Raw genomic sequence first — 17,086 nt, 5'->3', positions numbered from 1 at the left:
ACCTGTGCGGTGACGGCAGGCGCTTCGTAAGAGAGCAGACCTAAATCTTCGTGACCGCGCCCTGTGCCACGACCGGGCCGGTTGGTACGCCCGCGGGTGCACCGCCCTTGGGTTCGAGGGTGATGGCCAGGACCGAGCCTTCGCCCCAACCGGCGCGCACCGCGTCCGAGAGTTCCACCGTGCTGCGCGCATTGATCGGCACGACGCCCATGGAGATGGGAGAGCCACCGCCCTGGATGGCCCAGAGCTCGTAATCATTGTTCGGCAGCGCCTCGCCCGAAAGGGCGGTCAAGCGAACCGCACCCGAGCCATCGTAAAGCGCGAGGAACTGCACGTCGCTGCCTTCGGCCCGTAGTGCTGCCACCAGCTGATTGGCGAGCGCCGATGAGTCGGGCCGCGGCTGCAGAACCGAGAAGCCGACTGCGACGGCGGCAACGGCGAGGGCCCCAGCCGCCACTGAGCGCCAGAGGGCAAGACTATCCCACCAGGACCCGCGCTTTTCTTCTCCGAACAACCGAGTTTCGATTCTTGGAAGGATGTAAGCGGGCGGCGCAGCGGGCTCGAACTGTTCGTCGAGCCCGGCAAAGTGGCTGGCCCAGAAATCATGTTCGCGCTGCAGCTGCGGATCATCGGCAATGCGCCGGCCAACGGCCTCATGCGCAGAGGCATCGAGCAGGCCGAGGACATATTCCGCAACTGTCGCGCGGCCGTCATCCCCCTCGTGTTTGTCTTGTGCGCTCATGACGTCAGGCACTCTTTCAACTTCATTAGGCTTCGCCGCAGCCAGGTCCGCATGGTATTGAGCGGAACAGCATGGCGCTGGGCCAATTCTTCGTAGCTGAAACCGTCGAGATAGGCCCCGCGCACCGCCTCGGCACGATCAGGCTCCAGCGTGCCGAGACAATTCGCGATCCGTGCGCTGTCTTCGGCCTGCTCGACCTGTCGCTCGGGACTGGGACCCAGATCGGCAATATCGAGGGCTGCATCGATGTCTTCGCTGATGGGCCTTCTAACCCGCACCCTGTCGAGTGCATGATTGCGGGCCACCGCAACAAGCCAACTGATCGGGCTGTACTGACCGGCCACATAGCGGTCGGCTTTCTGCCAGATCTTGATGTAGATTTCCTGGATCGCTTCCTCGGTTTCGGCTCTGTCCCTCAAGATACGGAGGGCCACTCCGAAAAGTTTCGCGCTGGTCCTTGTGTAGAGCTGCCGAAAGGCGCCGCGGTCACGCAGGGCGCAACGGACGATCAGGTCCGCAATTTCGGCTGTGTCCGCGTGCATTGACATGGGTCTAATACCCCCTCTTGCCGACATATTCCCCTATGTCCGCCATTCCTGCTACGCAAATCGGGGAGAAACGGATCAACGGCCATGATTTTGTCGCCGCAGGTCATTTATAGACGGCGCAAAATGCACTAGACCCTTTGCCCGTCCGCAGGTCTTCTTGAGGAAACCACACCGCCCATGTCTGACCAAGATACGACGACCGACCGCTTCAGCCACGATGCCGGCATCCTCGCCCAGGCCCTGCCCTATATGCAGCGCTATGAAGGCAAGACTGTCGTCGTGAAATATGGTGGCCATGCCATGGGCGACCTGAAGCTCGGCCAGGCCTTTGCCCGCGATATCGCGCTCCTGAAGCAGTCCAAGGTCAACCCCATCGTCGTGCATGGCGGCGGGCCGCAGATTGCCTCGATGCTGAAGAATCTCGGCATCGAATCCAAGTTCGAAGGCGGCCTTCGCGTCACCGATGCGCGGACCATGGAAGTGGTCGAGATGGTCCTGGCCGGCTCGATCAACAAGGAAATCGTCGCGCTGATCAATGCCGAAGGCGAATGGGCCATCGGCCTCTGCGGCAAGGACGGCAACATGGTCTTCGCCCGCAAGGCGGAGAAGAAGGTGAAAGACCCCGGCTCCAATATCGAGCGTGTGCTCGATCTTGGTTTCGTCGGCGAACCCGTCGAAGTCGACCGCACCCTCCTCGACCTTCTCGCCCGCTCGGAAATGATTCCGGTCATCGCCCCGGTCGCTCCGGGTCGCGATGGCAATACCTACAATATCAATGCCGATACCTTTGCCGGCGCCATTGCCGGCTCGCTCGGCGCCAAGCGCCTCTTGTTCCTGACTGACGTGCCGGGCGTGCTCGACAAGAATGGCAAGCTCATTCCGGAACTCAGCGTCGCCGATGCCAAGGCGCTGATCGCCGACGGCACGATTTCGGGCGGCATGATCCCCAAGGTCGAAACCTGCCTTGAAGCCCTCGATAGCGGCGTCGAAGGCGTCGTGATCCTCAACGGCAAGATGCCCCACGTGGTTCTGGTCGAGCTGTTCACCGAATTCGGTGCCGGCACGCTGATCGTTCGCTGATCGGCATCGCCCCATGCTCTGTCAAAAGGCCGGAACCCGTTCACAGCCAACGGTGTTTCGGCCTTTTGCGTGCTGGCTTGTGAGGCACCTTGGGCACTGAGTTCTTTGTTTTCGCGCTGGTGGGGTTTCTCGCCCAGATCGTCGATGGCGCATTGGGCATGGCCTATGGCGCTGTCAGCTCGACCATGCTGCTGTCCTTCGGCGTGCCACCGGCCGCCGCTTCGGCCAGCGTGCACGCCGCCGAAATGTTCACCACTGCCGCCTCAGCCACGAGCCATGTGCGCCACCGCAATGTGAACTGGCGCCTGTTCTGGCGACTGGCGCCCGCCGGCATTGTGGGGGGCGTGCTCGGAGCCTACGTGCTGACATCCATTGATGGCGCGATGCTCCGCCCGTTCATCACGGTCTATCTCGGGCTTTTGGGCGTCTACATCCTCTACCGCGCCTTCCGCTCCAGCAAACCCTATCACGAGCCCAAGACCCAGGTGGTTCTGCCGCTCGGGGTTGCCGGCGGCTTTGTCGATGCGGCAGGCGGCGGCGGATGGGGTGCAGTGGTCACCTCGAGCCTGATCGGCTCGGGCGGCGCGCCGCGCTATGTGGTGGGCACGGTCAATACTGTCGAGTTTTTTGTCACCACGGCCATTTCCATGGCCTTTATCACCGCGCTCATGACCGGGCATTGGGCCGATGCCGAGGGGATCGGCCCGCATTTGTGGTCGGTCGCGGGGCTGGTGGCCGGCGGCATTCTCGCCGCACCTCTGGCCGGCTTTGTGGTTCGCATCTTGCCGGCAAAGCGGCTGATGCTGCTGGTGGGCACGCTGGTCGTGGCCCTGGCCGGCTACCAGACCTGGGAACTATTGTTCAAGGCCGCATGAAAAAGGGGCCGCGCATTGCGCGGCCCCTTCCTATTACGCTTCCACCAATACCGGCTGCGGTGCACTGCCCGGCTTCTGACCGCCCGAGCGCTTGAAGGCGAAGGCGAGGAAGAAGACGAGGCCAAAGCTGACCACCTGATACCAGAGCGCCAGCGAGGCGGCACTGCCGAAGGCTGCCGCGGGCGTGCTGCCGCCGGCAAAGGCGCCGCCGAGATGGGTGAAGAAGATTTCGCCGATGATCGCCACGCCGAGCGCGCCACCGACCTGCTGGAAGGCCTGGAGGGCGCCCGAACCGGCACCGGCATCACGCGGCGGCACATTGCGAAGCACGAGCTGGAACAGCGAGGAGAAGCCTGTGCCAAGGCCAATGCCGGCGATCAGCAGCGGCACGAAGAAGCTCCAGCTATTGATGGTGTCGCCGGCAGCACCGATGATGAAGTGCAGCGAGCCGATGCCACCCGCCAGCATGAGACCGGCAACGCCGAGACGCGCGCGCAGATAGTTCGAGCCGAAGCGGCCGGCGATCAGCGAAGCGATCAGCACGCCCACCGAGAAGGGCGTATTGGTGAGGCCCGATTCCAGCGGCGTCATGCCGAAGCCGCTCTGCAGCAGGAGCGAGATGATCATGAACATGCCCGGAATGCCCGAGGCATAGATGGTCACGACAAAGGCGCCGAACATGAAGTCGCGGTTCTTGAGGAGGTCGTAGTTCAGGAGCTGCGGCAGGCCCGCATCGGCGCGGCGCTTGGTCCAGAGGACGAAGAGGCTGATCAGCACCAGACCCGCGGCGATGAGCCCAAAAGCCCAGAGCGGCCAGCCATAGGCGCGGCCTTCGACGATGGGAAAGACCACCGCGACAATGCCGAGGCCGAAGAGGCCAATGCCGATGAAATCGTTCTTGAGGTCCGGATGGCCGGGGAGGCGCGGAATGAGGAACCAGCCGGCGACCACGGCGGCAATGCCGACGGGCACGTTGACGAGGAAGATCGGTTCCCAATCGAGGCCGAAGATGTGGGCTTCGATGAGGAGACCTCCAAGGATCGGGCCGCAGACCGAGGCGAGGCCGGCGGTGAGGCCGAACAGCGAAAAGGCCTGGCCGCGTTCATGCGGCGGGAAGGTGACGGTGGCGATCGCCAGGACCTGCGGGGTCATCATCGCGCCGGCAAGGCCCTGGATGACGCGGGCGACGATCAGCATTTCGATGGAGCTGGCCATGCCGCAGAGCGCCGAGGCAGCGGTAAACGCAGCAACGCCCCAGAGGAAGAGGCGGGTTCGGCCAAGGATGTCGCCGAGGCGGCCGAAGGGCAGCAAGCCAAGGGCAAAGGCGAGGACATAGGCGGCGACGACCCATTCGATCTGGTTGTCGGTGGCGCCGAGGTTTTCGCGCATGGAGGGGAGCGCCACATTGACGATGGTGACGTCGATCAGATTCATGAAATTGGCGATCAGCAGCACGAAAAGGCCGATCCAGCGGCGTGGATCGGGTGGCGCATCAGCCGCATGGGCGTGAGGAGAAGACATGGATTCTAGCCTTGTACGGAAACGGGGAGAAAGAAGGCGCGCTCAAGCTCGGCAATGACCGGTTCGAGCGAAGCGCGGCGATGGGGGCGCCAGCAATCGGAAAGGGCGGCGGTGACCATGATGGCCGCGGCGGCCGGGTCGATGTCGCGGCGGAAGGAGCCATCGTCGATGCCGGTGCGGAAGATTTTGGTGAACTGGCCGGTCCAGAACGCCTGCATGGGCAGGATGATCTCGGCAATGGACGGATCGCGGCGGGAGAGGTCGACGAGTTCGCTGAGCACCCCGATCAGCTCGGGCGTCTCGGCGACGATCTCGCGGAACTCGTTGAACTCCTGGCGGAGCTGTTCGCCGCCATTGAGGCCCTCCTTGGGGTGACGGAGCGCCTGGGCCTTGAAATCATCGCGGAGGGACGCCGCGACCAGGGTCACCAGCGCCTCCTTGCTCGGCACGTGATAGTGGAGCGTGGCGATATTGATGCCGACGCGCTCGGCGATATCGCGCGTGCGGAGGCCCTCAAGACCCTTCTCGATGATGAGGGCGCGGGCGGCATGGGCAATGGCAATGCGCCGCTCGTCGCCGCTTTCGCGCCTGGGAATCTGGGTCTGTTCGGGACACATGGGAGGTTCGGATTCTGGATTGGACGGCGCTTCAATACATCCGGCGAAATTATCAATCAATCATTTGATTGAGAAAACGTGCCATGCCTGAAACGCATGCAGCATTGCTATGGCCGGGCGTTGACATTTGCTGTCAGCAGGCGTCCTTCACCCCCATATTCTGGGAAGCCGTGCCATGACCGATTATGTGCGAAAAATCCTGACTTCAGCGGTTTACGAGGTTGCCGAAGAGACCGCGCTCGATCCGATGCGCCTGCTCTCGGCCAAGTTGGGCCAGGAGATTTTGCTCAAGCGCGAGGATTTGCAGCCGGTCTTTTCGTTCAAGATCCGCGGCGCGCATAATCGTATGAGCCAGCTGACGGCGGAGGAACGCGCGCGGGGCGTGATCTGTGCTTCGGCCGGCAATCATGCGCAGGGCGTGGCGCTGTCGGCGACGCGGCTCGGCGTGCGCGCCATCATCGTCATGCCGACGACGACGCCGGGGATCAAGGTCGATGCCGTGCGTCGGCTCGGCGGCGAAGTCGTGCTGTTCGGCGATGGCTTTGATGCGGCGCGAGCCCATGCCTCGGGGCTGGCCGAACGGCATGGCTATGTGTTCGTGCATCCGTTCGACGATCCCGATGTCATCGCCGGACAGGGCACGATCGGCATGGAATTGCTGCGCCAGCATCCGGGCGAGATCGGCGCCATCTATGTGCCCATCGGCGGGGGTGGCCTCGCGGCGGGTATCGCGGCCTTCGTCAAATTCCTGCGGCCCGAGATCAAGGTGATCGGCGTCGAGCCGGAAGAAGCGGCCAGCATGAAGGCGGCGATCGCCGCGGGCGGGCCGGTGGCGCTCGATCAGGTGGGGCTCTTTGCCGATGGCGTGGCCGTGCGGCAGGTGGGCGACGAGACGTTCCGGCTCTGCCGGGATCTGCTTGATGACATCATCACCGTCAGCAATGACGAAATCTGTGCCGCCATCAAGGACATCTTTGACGACATGCGCGCCATTGCCGAACCGGCAGGCGCGCTGGCCCTTGCGGGTCTGCGTCGCCATATCGAAATGGGCGCCACGCCCAAGGGTGCGTTGATCGCCATCAATTCGGGTGCCAATGTCAATTTCGACCGGCTGCGCTATGTCTCCGAACGCGCCGAGATTGGCGAGCGGGGCGAGGCCTTGCTGGCGGTGACCATTCCCGAAGTACCGGGCAGCTATCGCGCCTTCATGCGCCTCCTTGGTCGGCGCGCCATCACCGAATTCAACTATCGCTATGCCCATGCCAGCGCCGCGCACATCTTTGTCGGCGTAAAGCTGTCGCAGGGCGACAAGGAAAAGCGCGAGATCATCGATCTTCTCACCGCCGACGGGCTCGGCGTCACCGACATGACCGACAATGAGGTGGCAAAGCTGCATGTGCGCTACATGGTGGGTGGGCGCGTCGCGGGGCTTAGCGATGAAATGCTCTTCCGCTTCCAGTTCCCCGAACGGCCCGGCGCTCTCCTGACCTTCCTCGAAGGGCTCAACGACGCCTGGAACATTTCCCTCTTCCACTACCGCAATCATGGCGCCGATTATGGCAGGGTGCTGGTGGGGGTTCAGGTGCCCGTCGACACGCGCGAGGACTTTTATGCCCATATCGACGCAATCGGCTTTCCCTATTGGAACGAAACAGAAAATCCCGCCTATCGGCAATTTCTTGAAACAAATTGAACCGATTTCCGTAAGACGAGTTCGACATGCAGGCGAAATAAAGCGTCACTATAAGCGTTGACGCAATTCCGCCGCACATCGACTGCAATTCACTGCCCAAGGGGCAATCAAACCGGGGGACAGCGCGGGGGTTGGACAGTTACCACCGCGCCCTTCACAACATCGAGGAAGACGCAGACCATGATGAAAATCAACAAGATCCAGGGCCTGATGCTGGCATCTGGCATGGCCACGCTTGCACTGATGCAGCCGGCCATGGCGCTCGACGCACAGACGTTCGTCGATCGTATCGCTGCGGTCTACAAGATTGGCGGCTATGACATCCAGTTCGGCGCTGCGACGCTCGATGGCGATACCATCACCGTCGATGGCGCGACCGTTGGTGTGACCGGGGTCGAGGAACCCTGGACCATCGACACGACCCTCACCTTTACCGGCGTTGTCGAAGGCGACGATGGCAGCTTCACCGCCGATGCCCTGACCATTCCCGATATCGACACCGAATTCGCCCAGGACCCGGTCGGTCGCGTGTCGCTGGTCGATATCTCGGCTACCGATCTCTACCTGCCGCCCGAAGACAAGGTGAATGTCACCGCCCTTCTCGAATCCGTCGGCAGCCTGACGACCGGCCCGCTGTCGGTGACCCGCGATGGCACCGAGGTGATTTCCTACGAGTCCATCGAGGCCCTGAACGAATTCTCCTATGACGATGCCAATGCGCTGACCGACATTGCCTCGACCTTCTCCGTCAATGGCATCTGGGCCGATCTCTCGACCGTCTCCGAAGAAGATGCGGAAGCCGGTGCGGTGATCGCGGCTCTCGGCCTGACCGAGATCAACGGCAATATCAGCCAGTCCATGACCTGGGGCATGACCGATGGTCACCTGGTGATCGACGACTTCCTCTTCGATTTCGCCGATATCGGCGCCATCAACTTCAAGGCCGACATTTCCGGCCTGACCCCGGCTGTGCTCGAAAAGATCTATGCCATGGACGCCGCCTCGTCCGGCTCGACGCCGGAAGAAGCCCAGGCCCAGCAGATGATGGTTGGCATGGAACTGCTCCAGGCCCTGACCCTGACCGGTTCGAGCCTGCGCTATGACGATGCCGGCCTTACACCAAAACTGCTCGACATGTTCGCCGCCCAGTCGGGTGCCGATCGCGCCACCTTCGTTGAAGGCCTCAAGGCCATGGTGCCCCAGCTGGTCGGCCAGGCCGGCATTCCGCCGCTGACCGATCTCGTTGTGCCGGCTGCCAATGCCTTCCTCGATGATCCCCAGAGCATCGAAGTCGCCGTGCGTCCCGCAACCCCGACGACGCTGCTCGTTCTCAGCGCCGCTGCCGCCAACCCGGCCGGCCTGATCTCCGCCCTGGGCCTGGCCGTCACGGCCAACCAGGCAGCTGCCGAATAACACGCTTTTGCGAGCCTCCCCTGGGAGGCTCGCATCCCACATGAAGTTTCAATCACTCTGTGGCACACTGCAGCAATGACCTCCGCTGCCCCAAAAGACCTCAACCACATCACCGACTGGGTTTTTGACCTCGACAACACGCTCTATCCGCGCGAGTGCAATCTCTTCGCGCAGATCGATGTGCGCATCACTCACTATGTGATGGATGTCACCCAGCTCGATTTCGACGCGGCCCGCACGCTGCAGAAGAGCTATTATCGCGACTTCGGCACCACGCTGAACGGGCTGATGAACCGGCACGCGATCGACCCCGACCATTTTCTCAATACCGTGCATGCCATCGACTACACGCCTGTCGACCCGCATCCGGTATTGATCGACACCATTCGCGCCCTGCCCGGCCGGAAATTCATCCTGACCAATGGCGATGTCGGCCATGCGCGATCGGTGCTCGGCCGGCTCGGCGACCCCGATCTATTTGAAGATGTCTATGACATCCGCGCCATGACCTATGTGCCAAAGCCGCATCGGGAGGCCTATGACGGCTTTCTCAATCGTCACGGGATTGATCCCGCAAAGGCGGTGATGTTCGACGATCTCGAAAAGAACCTCGTCGTGCCGCACGAGATCGGCATGTCGACGGTGCAGGTAGTGGCTGGCGAGGGTTTTGCTCATGATCAGGTGGAAGCCTGGGAACTGGGGCAATCGACCGGGCCGCATGTGCATCATGTGACTGGGGACCTCGCGGGGTTTCTGCGCAATTTGAAGTAAACGTGCCGAGGCCACGACACCACCTCACTGCTCCGTGTCATCCCCGCGAAAGCGGGGATCTCCGTTTCTGAAACAGGGATTCCCGCTTTCGCGGGAATGACATCGTGGGGAAGAAGGCATGTGGACGATTCCAATCGAACACGCGCAGCACTAAAAATACGTCGGATGCCAGTTGGACACCACAACATGAAAACCCTCCTCGCCGACGTCGCCGGCTTCCATCACGCCTGTGATCTTCCAGTGCTCGCAAAACCCCAATTCGTGCCGGAGCGTGCAGCCCTCCGCTCCGCCCTGCTCGCCGAAGAGTGCCAGGAAACCGTGGAGGCCCTCGAACGGGGCGACATGGAGAAGATCGCCGATGGCCTCGCGGACGTGATCTATGTCGCCGTGGGCGCTGCGCTCGAATTCGGCATTCCGCTCGACCGCGTCTGGGCCGAGGTGCATCGCTCGAACATGGCCAAGGTCGATCCGCAAACGGGCAAGGTCATCAAGCGCGCCGACGGCAAGGTGCTGAAGCCCGAGGGATGGACGCCACCCGATGTGGCAGGCGTTCTCGCCAGCACGGGCTGAAGCGCAAAACATTACCAAGTCTTATATTTGCGCCGCCCTCGGGCGGCGCTATGCTTAGCGCATGACCGACCTTCCGGGGCGGATGCCCCCGCCCATTCCCGACAAGTCCCCGACCCTAAAACAGCGCCTCGACAATCTCCGTCACCTCGGACGATTGATCGCGCAGATCTGGCGCACCAGCCGCCCCATGACTGCGGCCAGTATCGGCCTGCGGCTGATTGCGGCGCTGCAGCCCATTGCCGTACTCTACGCGGCAAAACTGATCGTTGACGAAGTGGTGCATCTCACCACCGTCGCCTCGCCCGGCCCCAGCCCCCTCGACTGGTGGAATGCCGGCCTGCTGACACCCGTGCTTGGCTATCTGCTGCTGGAAATGGTGCTGGTTCTGGCCAACGACGCGATCGGCCGGGCGACGGGCCTTGTCGATTCCATCCTTTCCGAACTCCATTCCAACCAGGTCAGCACCGAACTGATGGCGCATGCCGCCCGGCTCGACCTGATGCATTTTGAATCGGCCGAATATCAGGATCGGCTGGAACGCGCCCGGCGACAGGCGGCGGGACGCAATGCGCTCTTGAGCCAGCTTTTTGGCCAGGCGCAGGACATCATCACGGTCCTGACGCTGGCAGCGGGTCTTTTTGTCTTTGCGCCCTGGCTGATCCTGCTGCTGCCATTGAGTTTCATCCCCTCGATCTGGGGCGAAACGCGCTTCAACACCATGGCCTATATGGTGAGCCGCTGGCGCACGCCGGAACGGCGGGAGCTGGAATATCTGCGCTATATCGGCGCCAGCGCCGAGACCGCCAAGGAGATAAAACTCTTTGGGCTGGGCAACTTCCTGATCGAGCGGTTCAAGACGCTGGCTCATGGCATCTTCATCGAGAACCGCCGCATTTCGATCCTGCGCGCTGGCTGGGGCACGGTGTTCGCCACCATCTCCACCCTCGCCTATTATGCCGCCTATGCCTTCATCGTCTGGCGCACCATTATCGGGGACTTTTCCATCGGCGATCTCGCCTTTCTCTCGGGCTCATTCCTGCGGCTCAATGGCTTGTTTCAAAAAATCCTGCTCGGCTTTACCCAGATTGCCGGGCAATCCATGTTCCTTGACGACCTCTTTTCCTTCTTCGAGATCGAGCCGACCGTGCTGCCGCCGGCCCATCCCAAACCCTTTCCGGTGCCGATCCGCGAGGGGGTTCGGTTCGAAAATGTCGGTTTTCGCTATCCCGAAAGCGAGAACTGGGTGATCCGCAACCTCTCCTTCACGCTTAGGGCCGGCGAAACGCTGGCGCTGGTGGGCGAGAATGGGGCGGGCAAGACCACGATCGTCAAACTCCTGGCGCGGCTTTATGACCCGAGCGAAGGACGCATCAGCGTCGATGGTGTCGATCTCAAGGATATGGCGCCGGCCGAAATCCACGCGCATCTGGGCGTCATTTTTCAGGATTTCATCCGCTACAGTTTTACGGCGCGCGACAATATCGGGGTCGGCCGGGTCGAGGAGAAAAACAACCAGCTCCGTATCGATGCGGCGGCCGAACAGAGCCTTGCCGATGCCGTCATTTCGAAATTGCCCAAGGGATATGACCAGCAGCTTGGGCGGTTGTTCAAGCAGGGGCGCGACCTATCGGGGGGCGAATGGCAGAAGGTCGCCATTGCCCGCTCCTATATGCGCGATGCCGAATTGATCATTCTCGACGAACCGACCGCAGCGCTCGACGCCAAGGCGGAGGCCGAGGTTTTTGCGCGCTTCAAGGGGCTCGCGAGCGGCAAGACGGCCGTGATCATCTCGCACCGCTTTTCGACGGTGCGCATGGCCGACCGCATTCTGGTGCTGGAACACGGGGCTATTCTCGAAGCGGGCACGCACGAGGAATTGCTGGCCAAGAGCGGGCGCTATGCGGAGCTCTTTGAGCTGCAGGCTGCCGGCTATCGCTGAGCTTTGAGATAGTCCATGAGGCCCTCGGCTGCGGCGCGGCCGGTGGCGAACGAGGCGGTGAGCAGATAGCCGCCTGTGGGTGCTTCCCAATCGAGCATCTCGCCCGCGGCGAAGACGCCGGGCAAAGCGTTGAGCATGAAGTGTTCGTCGAGGCCGGAGAAGGCGACGCCGCCGGCCGAGGAAATGACTTCGGCTATGGGCCGGGGGCGTTGCGGCCGGATCGGCACAGATTTGATCGCGGCAGCCAGTGCATCGGGATCGAGGGTGTTGGCGTCCGTTCGGCATTCGCGCAGCAGGGCCACCTTGACCGGATCAAGCCCCGCGCCTTTGCGCAGGCGATTGGAAAAGCTCAGCTTCGTAGGCTGCCGGGCAAGGTCCTTCGCAAGCCGTTCGCGTGAGCGGCCGGGCACCAGGTCCACGTCCAGCACTGCGGGCTCTCCGGCGAGAAGGGCATCGCGCAGGGCAGCGGAATGGGCGTAGACGAGGCTGCCTTCAATGCCCCAGCGGTTGACGACGAACTCGCCGGGGATTGTGCCGGTGGTGCTGGTGGCGGTGACCGACTTGAGCGGCGAGCCGGCGAAGCGCTCGGTGAAACCAGTGCTCCAATCGACATCGAAGCCGCAATTGGCGGGAAGGAATGGGGTGACGGAAACGCCCTTGTCGCCCACCCATGGCACCCAGGCTGCGTCCGAGCCGAGCTTGGGCCAGCTGGCACCTCCGAGGGCGAGGAGGATGGCATCGAAGGCAAGGAGCTTTTCGCCGTCGGGCGTTTCGAAACGCAGTTTTGTGTCGTCGAACCCAGCCCAGCGATGGCGGGTGTGGATGGTAACACCCTTCTCATTCAGCCGACCGAGCCAGGCTCGGAGCAAAGGCGAGGCCTTCATTTCCTTGGGAAAGACGCGGCCGGAGGAGCCGACAAAGGTTTCGATGCCGAGGCCCAAACACCAGTTGCGCAGGTCTTCACTCGTAAAAGCATCGAGCGCCTTTTGGAGACGCGGAAGTGCTGTGCCATAGCGCGCGAGGAGGCTCGCGTGATCCTCCGCGTGAGTGATGTTGAGGCCGGATTTGCCGGCCATCAGCAGCTTTCGCCCCACGGTCGGCATGGCTTCGAAGAGCGTAACGGAGAGGCCGGCATCGGCCAGCACTTCCGCTGCCATCAGGCCGGCGGGTCCGCCACCAATGATCGCCACCTGGCTCACGCTTTGTCCTTCCAGATAAGAAGGGCGATCCTTAGCCAGTTTCGCGGGGCCGGCGCAAGGTGAGCGCATGTGGGAAAGCCGCAGCCCGCCGCTGGCCCCGTCCGCGGGGAGCCGCTAGTGTCGGCCCAAGTTTAGAGAACAAGACCTTCCATGATCACCTGCTTCGATATTGGCGGCACGACGATCAAGGGCGCCACCGCCACTGCGCCTGATAACCTGACCCCGCTCGGCCGCGTACCGACGCCGCGGGATGATTTTCCCGCCTTTGTCGAGGCCATTGCCGGGCTGGTTGAAAAGGGCGGTGCTGCTGATGGCAGTCCGGTGGCAATCTCGGTGACCGGGGTGGTCGATCCCGCGAGCGGCCATGTCACCTGCGCCAATATTCCCTGTATCGACGGGCGCCATCTGGCGCAGGAGCTTGAGGGCCATTTGGGCCGGAAAGTCTTCGTTGCCAATGACGCTGATTGTTTTGTTCTCGCCGAGGCGACGGCCGGCGCGGGACGCGAGCACCGCGTGGTCTTTGGGGCCATCATGGGCACCGGCGTGGGTGGCGGCATCGTCGTGGACAAGCGGCTCCATCCCGGCGCCGCAGGACTTGGCGGCGAATGGGGCCATGGGACAATCGTCGCTACCAAAGTCAGCGTGCCGCCCTATGACCTGCCGCACTTTCCCTGCGGCTGCGGGCTTTCGGGCTGTCTCGACACCGTCGGCGGAGCACGCGGTATCGAAAAGCTGCACCGGCATTTGCATGGCGCTGATCTTGCCAGCACTGCCATTGTCTCGGAATGGCTGGCAGGTGACGCCAAGGCCGCGGGCACGGTCGATCTCTTTATCGAACTTGTGGCCCAGCCTCTGGCGCTGGTGGTGAACATCGTCGGCCCCGACATCATCGCCGTGGGCGGCGGGCTCGGAAACAGTCACGAACTGATCGCCCGGCTCGATGCTGCGGTGCGCCCGCGCATCCTGCGCAAGATCGACCGGCCGCTGGTCGTGCCGGCGCAACTGACCGCCGATGCCGGGCTGATCGGCGCGGCGGCGCTTGGCTTGGCGGGAGGCGCGGCATGACTCTGCTCGAAATCTGCGTCGATACTGCCGCCGGTTTGCGCGCCGCCCATGCGGGCGGTGCCGATCGCATCGAACTCTGCGCGGCCCTTGAACTGGGCGGAACGACCCCGACGGCCGGCCTGATGGCACTGGCGGCGGAAATGGGCGTCACCGCCCGCGTCATGATCCGCCCCCGTGCCGGCGATTTCGTCTTCACGGGCGACGATCTCGACATGATGCGCGCCGACATCCGCGCGGTTCGCGCCCTCGGCCTTGAGGGCGTCGTGCTCGGCGCCAATCGGCCCGATGGCAGCCTCGATCTGGATATGCTCAGGGCCCTGGTAGCGGAAAGCCAAGGGCTCAAGAAGACGCTGCACCGCGCCTTCGATCTCGTCCCCGATATCACTGAAGCGGTCGAACAGGCCTTGGCCCTTGGTTTTGATACGATCCTGACCTCGGGCCGCGCCACCTCCGCTCTGGCCGGGCTCGATGACCTGGTTCTGGCCCGGCGCGTTGCGGCCGGACGCATCACCATCATGGCGGGCGCCGGGATCAATGCCGGCAATGTCGGCACCATCCTTGCTGCGGCTCCGCTGGGGGCCATTCACGGCTCCTGTTCGGCTCCAATCGAGGGCGACAGCGCCCCGGCAAAACGGCTCGGTTTTGTCAGTCCCGGCCGGCGGCAGACCGACGGTATCAGCGTTACTGCCCTCAAAACTGCTGTTCGCCAAGCAAAAGCCGCTTCTGCAAGTCTTTGAGCTGCCTATGATTTGGGCAATTCATAAGTGCTTCACCATACATTAAGAGGAAAACAATTACATTGCCGGAATAGACCGCCAGCTTCGCGATCAGAACGTGCATTGTCACGAAAATGAAATAAAGCGGCGGCGAAACCTCGGCCGTGCCCCCACGGCGTAGACTGAAAAGGTATTGTCGCATGCGCATTCGCGGCAAGGTATTGTCTATCGTCGGCATCATGGGCGTCGTCGCCGCTCTGATCACCGGCATCGGCCTCTACGTCGTGGCCGAATATGATCACCAGATCCAACGGCTCGACGACTCCTCCAAACGCGCCCTCTATGGTGAAACCATGAACCGGCTGGTTACGGCCGTGGTCATGGAATCGCGCGGCATCTATGCTGCCGCCAATACCGAAAAGGCCGCCCCTTTCGCCGAAGGCATCATCACCCAACTCGGCAGGATCGACGAAGTCATCGCCACCTGGCGTCCGCTCGTTGAAGCCAGCGAGCTTGCCACCTTCGACACCATGGTGGCCCGTGCTGCGGAGTTCAAAGATTTCCGCACTGAAATCGCCCGCCTTGGTCGCGATGTCGACCCGGCAGAGGCCAATGTGCAGGGCAATAACGACACCAACCGCGCCAATCGCAAGGCTTTCCAGGCCGAGATCGACACGATCGTCGCCGCCGACCTTGAGGGCTACAAGGTTATCCAGGCCGAAATCGTCGGCTTTCAGGGCACGATGCGGACCCTGCTGTTGGCTACCGCCGGTCTCGGCATTCTGGCTGGCACGGCCGCAGCAATCTACCTTGGCACCGCCCAGCTCGGCCGCCCGATCGGCAACCTGACCCTGGCCATGCGCGACCTGTCCGAAGGCAAGTTCGAAACCGAAGTGCCCGGGCTCAACCGCGCCGACGAAATCGGCGAAATGGCCGAAGCCGTGCAGGTCTTCAAGGACAACGGCATCAAGATGGCCTCCATGACGGCCGAAGAACAGGCGGCCGCCCTGCGCGCTGCCGCGCGAACGCGCACCATGGAAACCTTCCAGGGCGAATTCGACGACGTGGTCGAAGCTGCCATGGCCGGCGACTTCAGCCGTGCGATCACCACCCAGTTCGACGACGACGACATCACCCGCATCGCCCGCAATTTCAACGCCATGGTGTCGAGCGTCCGCGTGGGCCTTGCCGATGCCGGCTCGGTGCTTGCTGCCCTTGCCGATACCGACCTGACCCAGCGCATGACCGGTTCGCATCAGGGTGCTTTCCTAGAGCTGCAGACGGACATGAACCGGGTGGCCGACACGCTGACTGACGTCGTCACGCGGCTGCGCACCACCTCGCGCGGCGTCAAGGTCGCGACCGGCGAAATCCTCGCGGGCGCCAATGACCTCAGCGAACGCACGACACGCCAGGCCGCAACCATCGAGGAAACCTCCGCCACGATGGAACAGCTCGCCGCCGCCGTGACCGAAAACGCCAAACGCGCCCAGCGCGGCAGCGCCACCGCGGAAGCGGTGACGCAATCGGCCGTACAAAGCGGCGCGGTGATGGATCAGGCGACGGCCGCCATGGGCCGCATCACCACGGCCTCGGAAAAGATCTCCAACATCATCGGCATGATCGACGACATCGCTTTCCAGACCAACCTGCTTGCCCTCAACGCATCGGTGGAAGCGGCGCGGGCTGGCGAAGCAGGCAAGGGCTTTGCCGTGGTTGCCGTTGAAGTGCGGCGTCTCGCCCAATCGGCGGCCGAAGCCTCTTCGGACGTCAAGGCACTGATCGAGGAAAGCGCCAGGGAAGTCGATGGCGGCGCCAAGCTCGTATCCGACGCGGCTGGAAAACTCGGCTCCATGCTGGAAGCCATGCGCGGCAATAGCGCCATGATGGCCGAGATTGCCCGCGAGAGCAGCCAGCAGGCCCAGGCGATCGACGAGATCAATGTCGCCGTGCGCCAGATGGACGAAATGACCCAGCACAATGCGGCGCTGGTGGAAGAAACCAACGCGGCCATTGAGCAGACCGAAGCCCGCGCCAACGAACTCGACACCATTGTCGATGTCTTCCACATCGCTCAGGGCCTGCAGGTCATCGAAAAGCCGCAGCCGCGCCGTGCGGCGCCGGCGCCGTCCATCAGGACCAAACCGGCCCAAGGCCAATATGTGAGCCAGGGCAGTGCTGCCGTGGCGAACGACTGGGACGAGTTCTGATCGTTTCGACCAGAAAAACCGCAAGACAAGACGGCGCCCTCACCCGAGTGGCGCCGTTTTCTTGTCCGGATGGGCATTTGGAAGGCCAGCACAGGCACACTCTGGTGCTGTGCAACCCTACGCCCCC

15 protein-coding genes are annotated in these 17,086 nt (G+C 62.8%); 10 read left to right on the top strand and 5 right to left on the bottom strand.

All coding sequences use genetic code 11. The features are described from left to right. Nucleotides 1–40: 40 nt before the first annotated feature. Both ACSQ2A_RS09655 and ACSQ2A_RS09650 read right to left on the bottom strand, forming a co-directional pair. A complete protein-coding gene (locus ACSQ2A_RS09655; protein WP_436072039.1) occupies nucleotides 41–742 on the bottom strand; it encodes an anti-sigma factor in 702 nt (233 codons plus the stop codon). Then, nucleotides 739–1,290 carry a sigma-70 family RNA polymerase sigma factor gene (locus ACSQ2A_RS09650; RefSeq protein ID WP_436072038.1) on the bottom strand — a complete coding sequence of 184 codons (552 nt, stop codon included), beginning with the start codon at nucleotides 1,288–1,290 and terminating at the stop codon, nucleotides 739–741. The genes ACSQ2A_RS09655 and ACSQ2A_RS09650 overlap by 4 nt, the downstream gene beginning before the upstream one ends. A gap of 177 nt (nucleotides 1,291–1,467) precedes the next feature. Between ACSQ2A_RS09650 and argB the strand changes: the two genes are divergently transcribed. Both argB and ACSQ2A_RS09640 read left to right on the top strand, forming a co-directional pair. Further along, on the top strand, nucleotides 1,468–2,370 hold the full coding sequence (gene argB, locus ACSQ2A_RS09645; RefSeq protein WP_436072037.1) for an acetylglutamate kinase: 903 nt from the start codon (nucleotides 1,468–1,470) through the stop codon (nucleotides 2,368–2,370). An 89-nt stretch (nucleotides 2,371–2,459) separates the two neighbouring features. Then, a complete protein-coding gene (locus ACSQ2A_RS09640; protein WP_436072036.1) occupies nucleotides 2,460–3,245 on the top strand; it encodes a sulfite exporter TauE/SafE family protein in 786 nt (261 codons plus the stop codon). Nucleotides 3,246–3,278: 33 nt separating this feature from the next. Here the strand turns inward: ACSQ2A_RS09640 and ACSQ2A_RS09635 are convergent, their stop codons facing one another. Together ACSQ2A_RS09635 and ACSQ2A_RS09630 are read right to left on the bottom strand one after the other, a co-directional pair. Beyond that, nucleotides 3,279–4,766 carry a DHA2 family efflux MFS transporter permease subunit gene (locus ACSQ2A_RS09635; RefSeq protein ID WP_436072035.1) on the bottom strand — a complete coding sequence of 496 codons (1,488 nt, stop codon included), beginning with the start codon at nucleotides 4,764–4,766 and terminating at the stop codon, nucleotides 3,279–3,281. Between the two features lie 5 nt (nucleotides 4,767–4,771). After that, nucleotides 4,772–5,383, bottom strand: coding sequence for a TetR/AcrR family transcriptional regulator (locus ACSQ2A_RS09630; protein ID WP_436072034.1), 612 nt, complete (start codon nucleotides 5,381–5,383; stop codon nucleotides 4,772–4,774). Nucleotides 5,384–5,558: 175 nt separating this feature from the next. Between ACSQ2A_RS09630 and ilvA the strand changes: the two genes are divergently transcribed. From ilvA to ACSQ2A_RS09605, 5 genes are all read left to right on the top strand, one after another. Next, the gene (gene ilvA / locus ACSQ2A_RS09625) at nucleotides 5,559–7,076 is read left to right on the top strand and encodes a threonine ammonia-lyase, biosynthetic (RefSeq protein ID WP_436072033.1); all 1,518 of its coding nucleotides are present in this window, start codon (nucleotides 5,559–5,561) and stop codon (nucleotides 7,074–7,076) included. A 180-nt stretch (nucleotides 7,077–7,256) separates the two neighbouring features. Beyond that, nucleotides 7,257–8,489 carry a hypothetical protein gene (locus tag ACSQ2A_RS09620; protein ID WP_436072032.1) on the top strand — a complete coding sequence of 411 codons (1,233 nt, stop codon included), beginning with the start codon at nucleotides 7,257–7,259 and terminating at the stop codon, nucleotides 8,487–8,489. A 75-nt stretch (nucleotides 8,490–8,564) separates the two neighbouring features. Further along, nucleotides 8,565–9,260, top strand: coding sequence for a pyrimidine 5'-nucleotidase (locus tag ACSQ2A_RS09615; protein ID WP_436072031.1), 696 nt, complete (start codon nucleotides 8,565–8,567; stop codon nucleotides 9,258–9,260). Between the two features lie 186 nt (nucleotides 9,261–9,446). After that, nucleotides 9,447–9,830, top strand: a complete 384-nt coding sequence (locus ACSQ2A_RS09610) for a MazG nucleotide pyrophosphohydrolase domain-containing protein (RefSeq protein WP_436072030.1) — start codon at nucleotides 9,447–9,449, stop codon at nucleotides 9,828–9,830. Between the two features lie 61 nt (nucleotides 9,831–9,891). Beyond that, entirely contained in the window at nucleotides 9,892–11,769 is a 1,878-nt protein-coding gene (locus tag ACSQ2A_RS09605) for an ABC transporter ATP-binding protein (protein WP_436072029.1), read from the top strand. On the opposite strand, the gene ACSQ2A_RS09600 is transcribed toward ACSQ2A_RS09605, so the two are convergent. Continuing rightward, on the bottom strand, nucleotides 11,760–12,968 hold the full coding sequence (locus tag ACSQ2A_RS09600) for a TIGR03862 family flavoprotein (protein WP_436072028.1): 1,209 nt from the start codon (nucleotides 12,966–12,968) through the stop codon (nucleotides 11,760–11,762). The genes ACSQ2A_RS09605 and ACSQ2A_RS09600 overlap by 10 nt on opposite strands. A 150-nt stretch (nucleotides 12,969–13,118) precedes the next feature. Here ACSQ2A_RS09600 and ACSQ2A_RS09595 point away from each other — a divergent pair, with 150 nt between their 5' ends. The 3 genes from ACSQ2A_RS09595 (at nucleotide 13,119) to ACSQ2A_RS09585 (ending at nucleotide 16,959) form a co-directional block, all read left to right on the top strand. Continuing rightward, entirely contained in the window at nucleotides 13,119–14,033 is a 915-nt protein-coding gene (locus ACSQ2A_RS09595) for an ROK family protein (RefSeq protein WP_436072027.1), read from the top strand. Beyond that, nucleotides 14,030–14,770, top strand: coding sequence for a copper homeostasis protein CutC (locus ACSQ2A_RS09590; protein WP_436072026.1), 741 nt, complete (start codon nucleotides 14,030–14,032; stop codon nucleotides 14,768–14,770). Before ACSQ2A_RS09595 ends, ACSQ2A_RS09590 begins: the two co-directional genes overlap by 4 nt. A gap of 179 nt (nucleotides 14,771–14,949) precedes the next feature. Next, a complete protein-coding gene (locus ACSQ2A_RS09585) occupies nucleotides 14,950–16,959 on the top strand; it encodes a methyl-accepting chemotaxis protein (protein ID WP_436072025.1) in 2,010 nt (669 codons plus the stop codon). The last annotated feature ends 127 nt before the right edge of the window (nucleotides 16,960–17,086 follow it).

This window comes from Devosia sp. LjRoot3, assembly GCF_964252865.1.
Classification (GTDB): domain Bacteria; phylum Pseudomonadota; class Alphaproteobacteria; order Rhizobiales; family Devosiaceae; genus Devosia.
The sequence above is the reverse complement of the archived record's forward strand: the minus strand, read 5'-3'. Positions and strand labels throughout refer to the sequence as shown.

Excerpts from the sequence above, each read along its gene's own strand:
- ACSQ2A_RS09655 (WP_436072039.1), bottom strand. The coding sequence starts at position 742 with ATGAGCGCACAAGACAAACACGAGGGGGATGACGGCCGCGCGACAGTT.
- ACSQ2A_RS09650 (WP_436072038.1), bottom strand. The coding sequence starts at position 1,290 with ATGTCAATGCACGCGGACACAGCCGAAATTGCGGACCTGATCGTCCGT.
- argB (WP_436072037.1), top strand. The coding sequence starts at position 1,468 with ATGTCTGACCAAGATACGACGACCGACCGCTTCAGCCACGATGCCGGC.
- ACSQ2A_RS09635 (WP_436072035.1), bottom strand. The coding sequence starts at position 4,766 with ATGTCTTCTCCTCACGCCCATGCGGCTGATGCGCCACCCGATCCACGC.
- ACSQ2A_RS09630 (WP_436072034.1), bottom strand. The coding sequence starts at position 5,383 with ATGTGTCCCGAACAGACCCAGATTCCCAGGCGCGAAAGCGGCGACGAG.
- ilvA (WP_436072033.1), top strand. The coding sequence starts at position 5,559 with ATGACCGATTATGTGCGAAAAATCCTGACTTCAGCGGTTTACGAGGTT.
- ACSQ2A_RS09620 (WP_436072032.1), top strand. The coding sequence starts at position 7,257 with ATGATGAAAATCAACAAGATCCAGGGCCTGATGCTGGCATCTGGCATG.
- ACSQ2A_RS09615 (WP_436072031.1), top strand. The coding sequence starts at position 8,565 with ATGACCTCCGCTGCCCCAAAAGACCTCAACCACATCACCGACTGGGTT.
- ACSQ2A_RS09610 (WP_436072030.1), top strand. The coding sequence starts at position 9,447 with ATGAAAACCCTCCTCGCCGACGTCGCCGGCTTCCATCACGCCTGTGAT.
- ACSQ2A_RS09605 (WP_436072029.1), top strand. The coding sequence starts at position 9,892 with ATGACCGACCTTCCGGGGCGGATGCCCCCGCCCATTCCCGACAAGTCC.
- ACSQ2A_RS09595 (WP_436072027.1), top strand. The coding sequence starts at position 13,119 with ATGATCACCTGCTTCGATATTGGCGGCACGACGATCAAGGGCGCCACC.
- ACSQ2A_RS09590 (WP_436072026.1), top strand. The coding sequence starts at position 14,030 with ATGACTCTGCTCGAAATCTGCGTCGATACTGCCGCCGGTTTGCGCGCC.
- ACSQ2A_RS09585 (WP_436072025.1), top strand. The coding sequence starts at position 14,950 with ATGCGCATTCGCGGCAAGGTATTGTCTATCGTCGGCATCATGGGCGTC.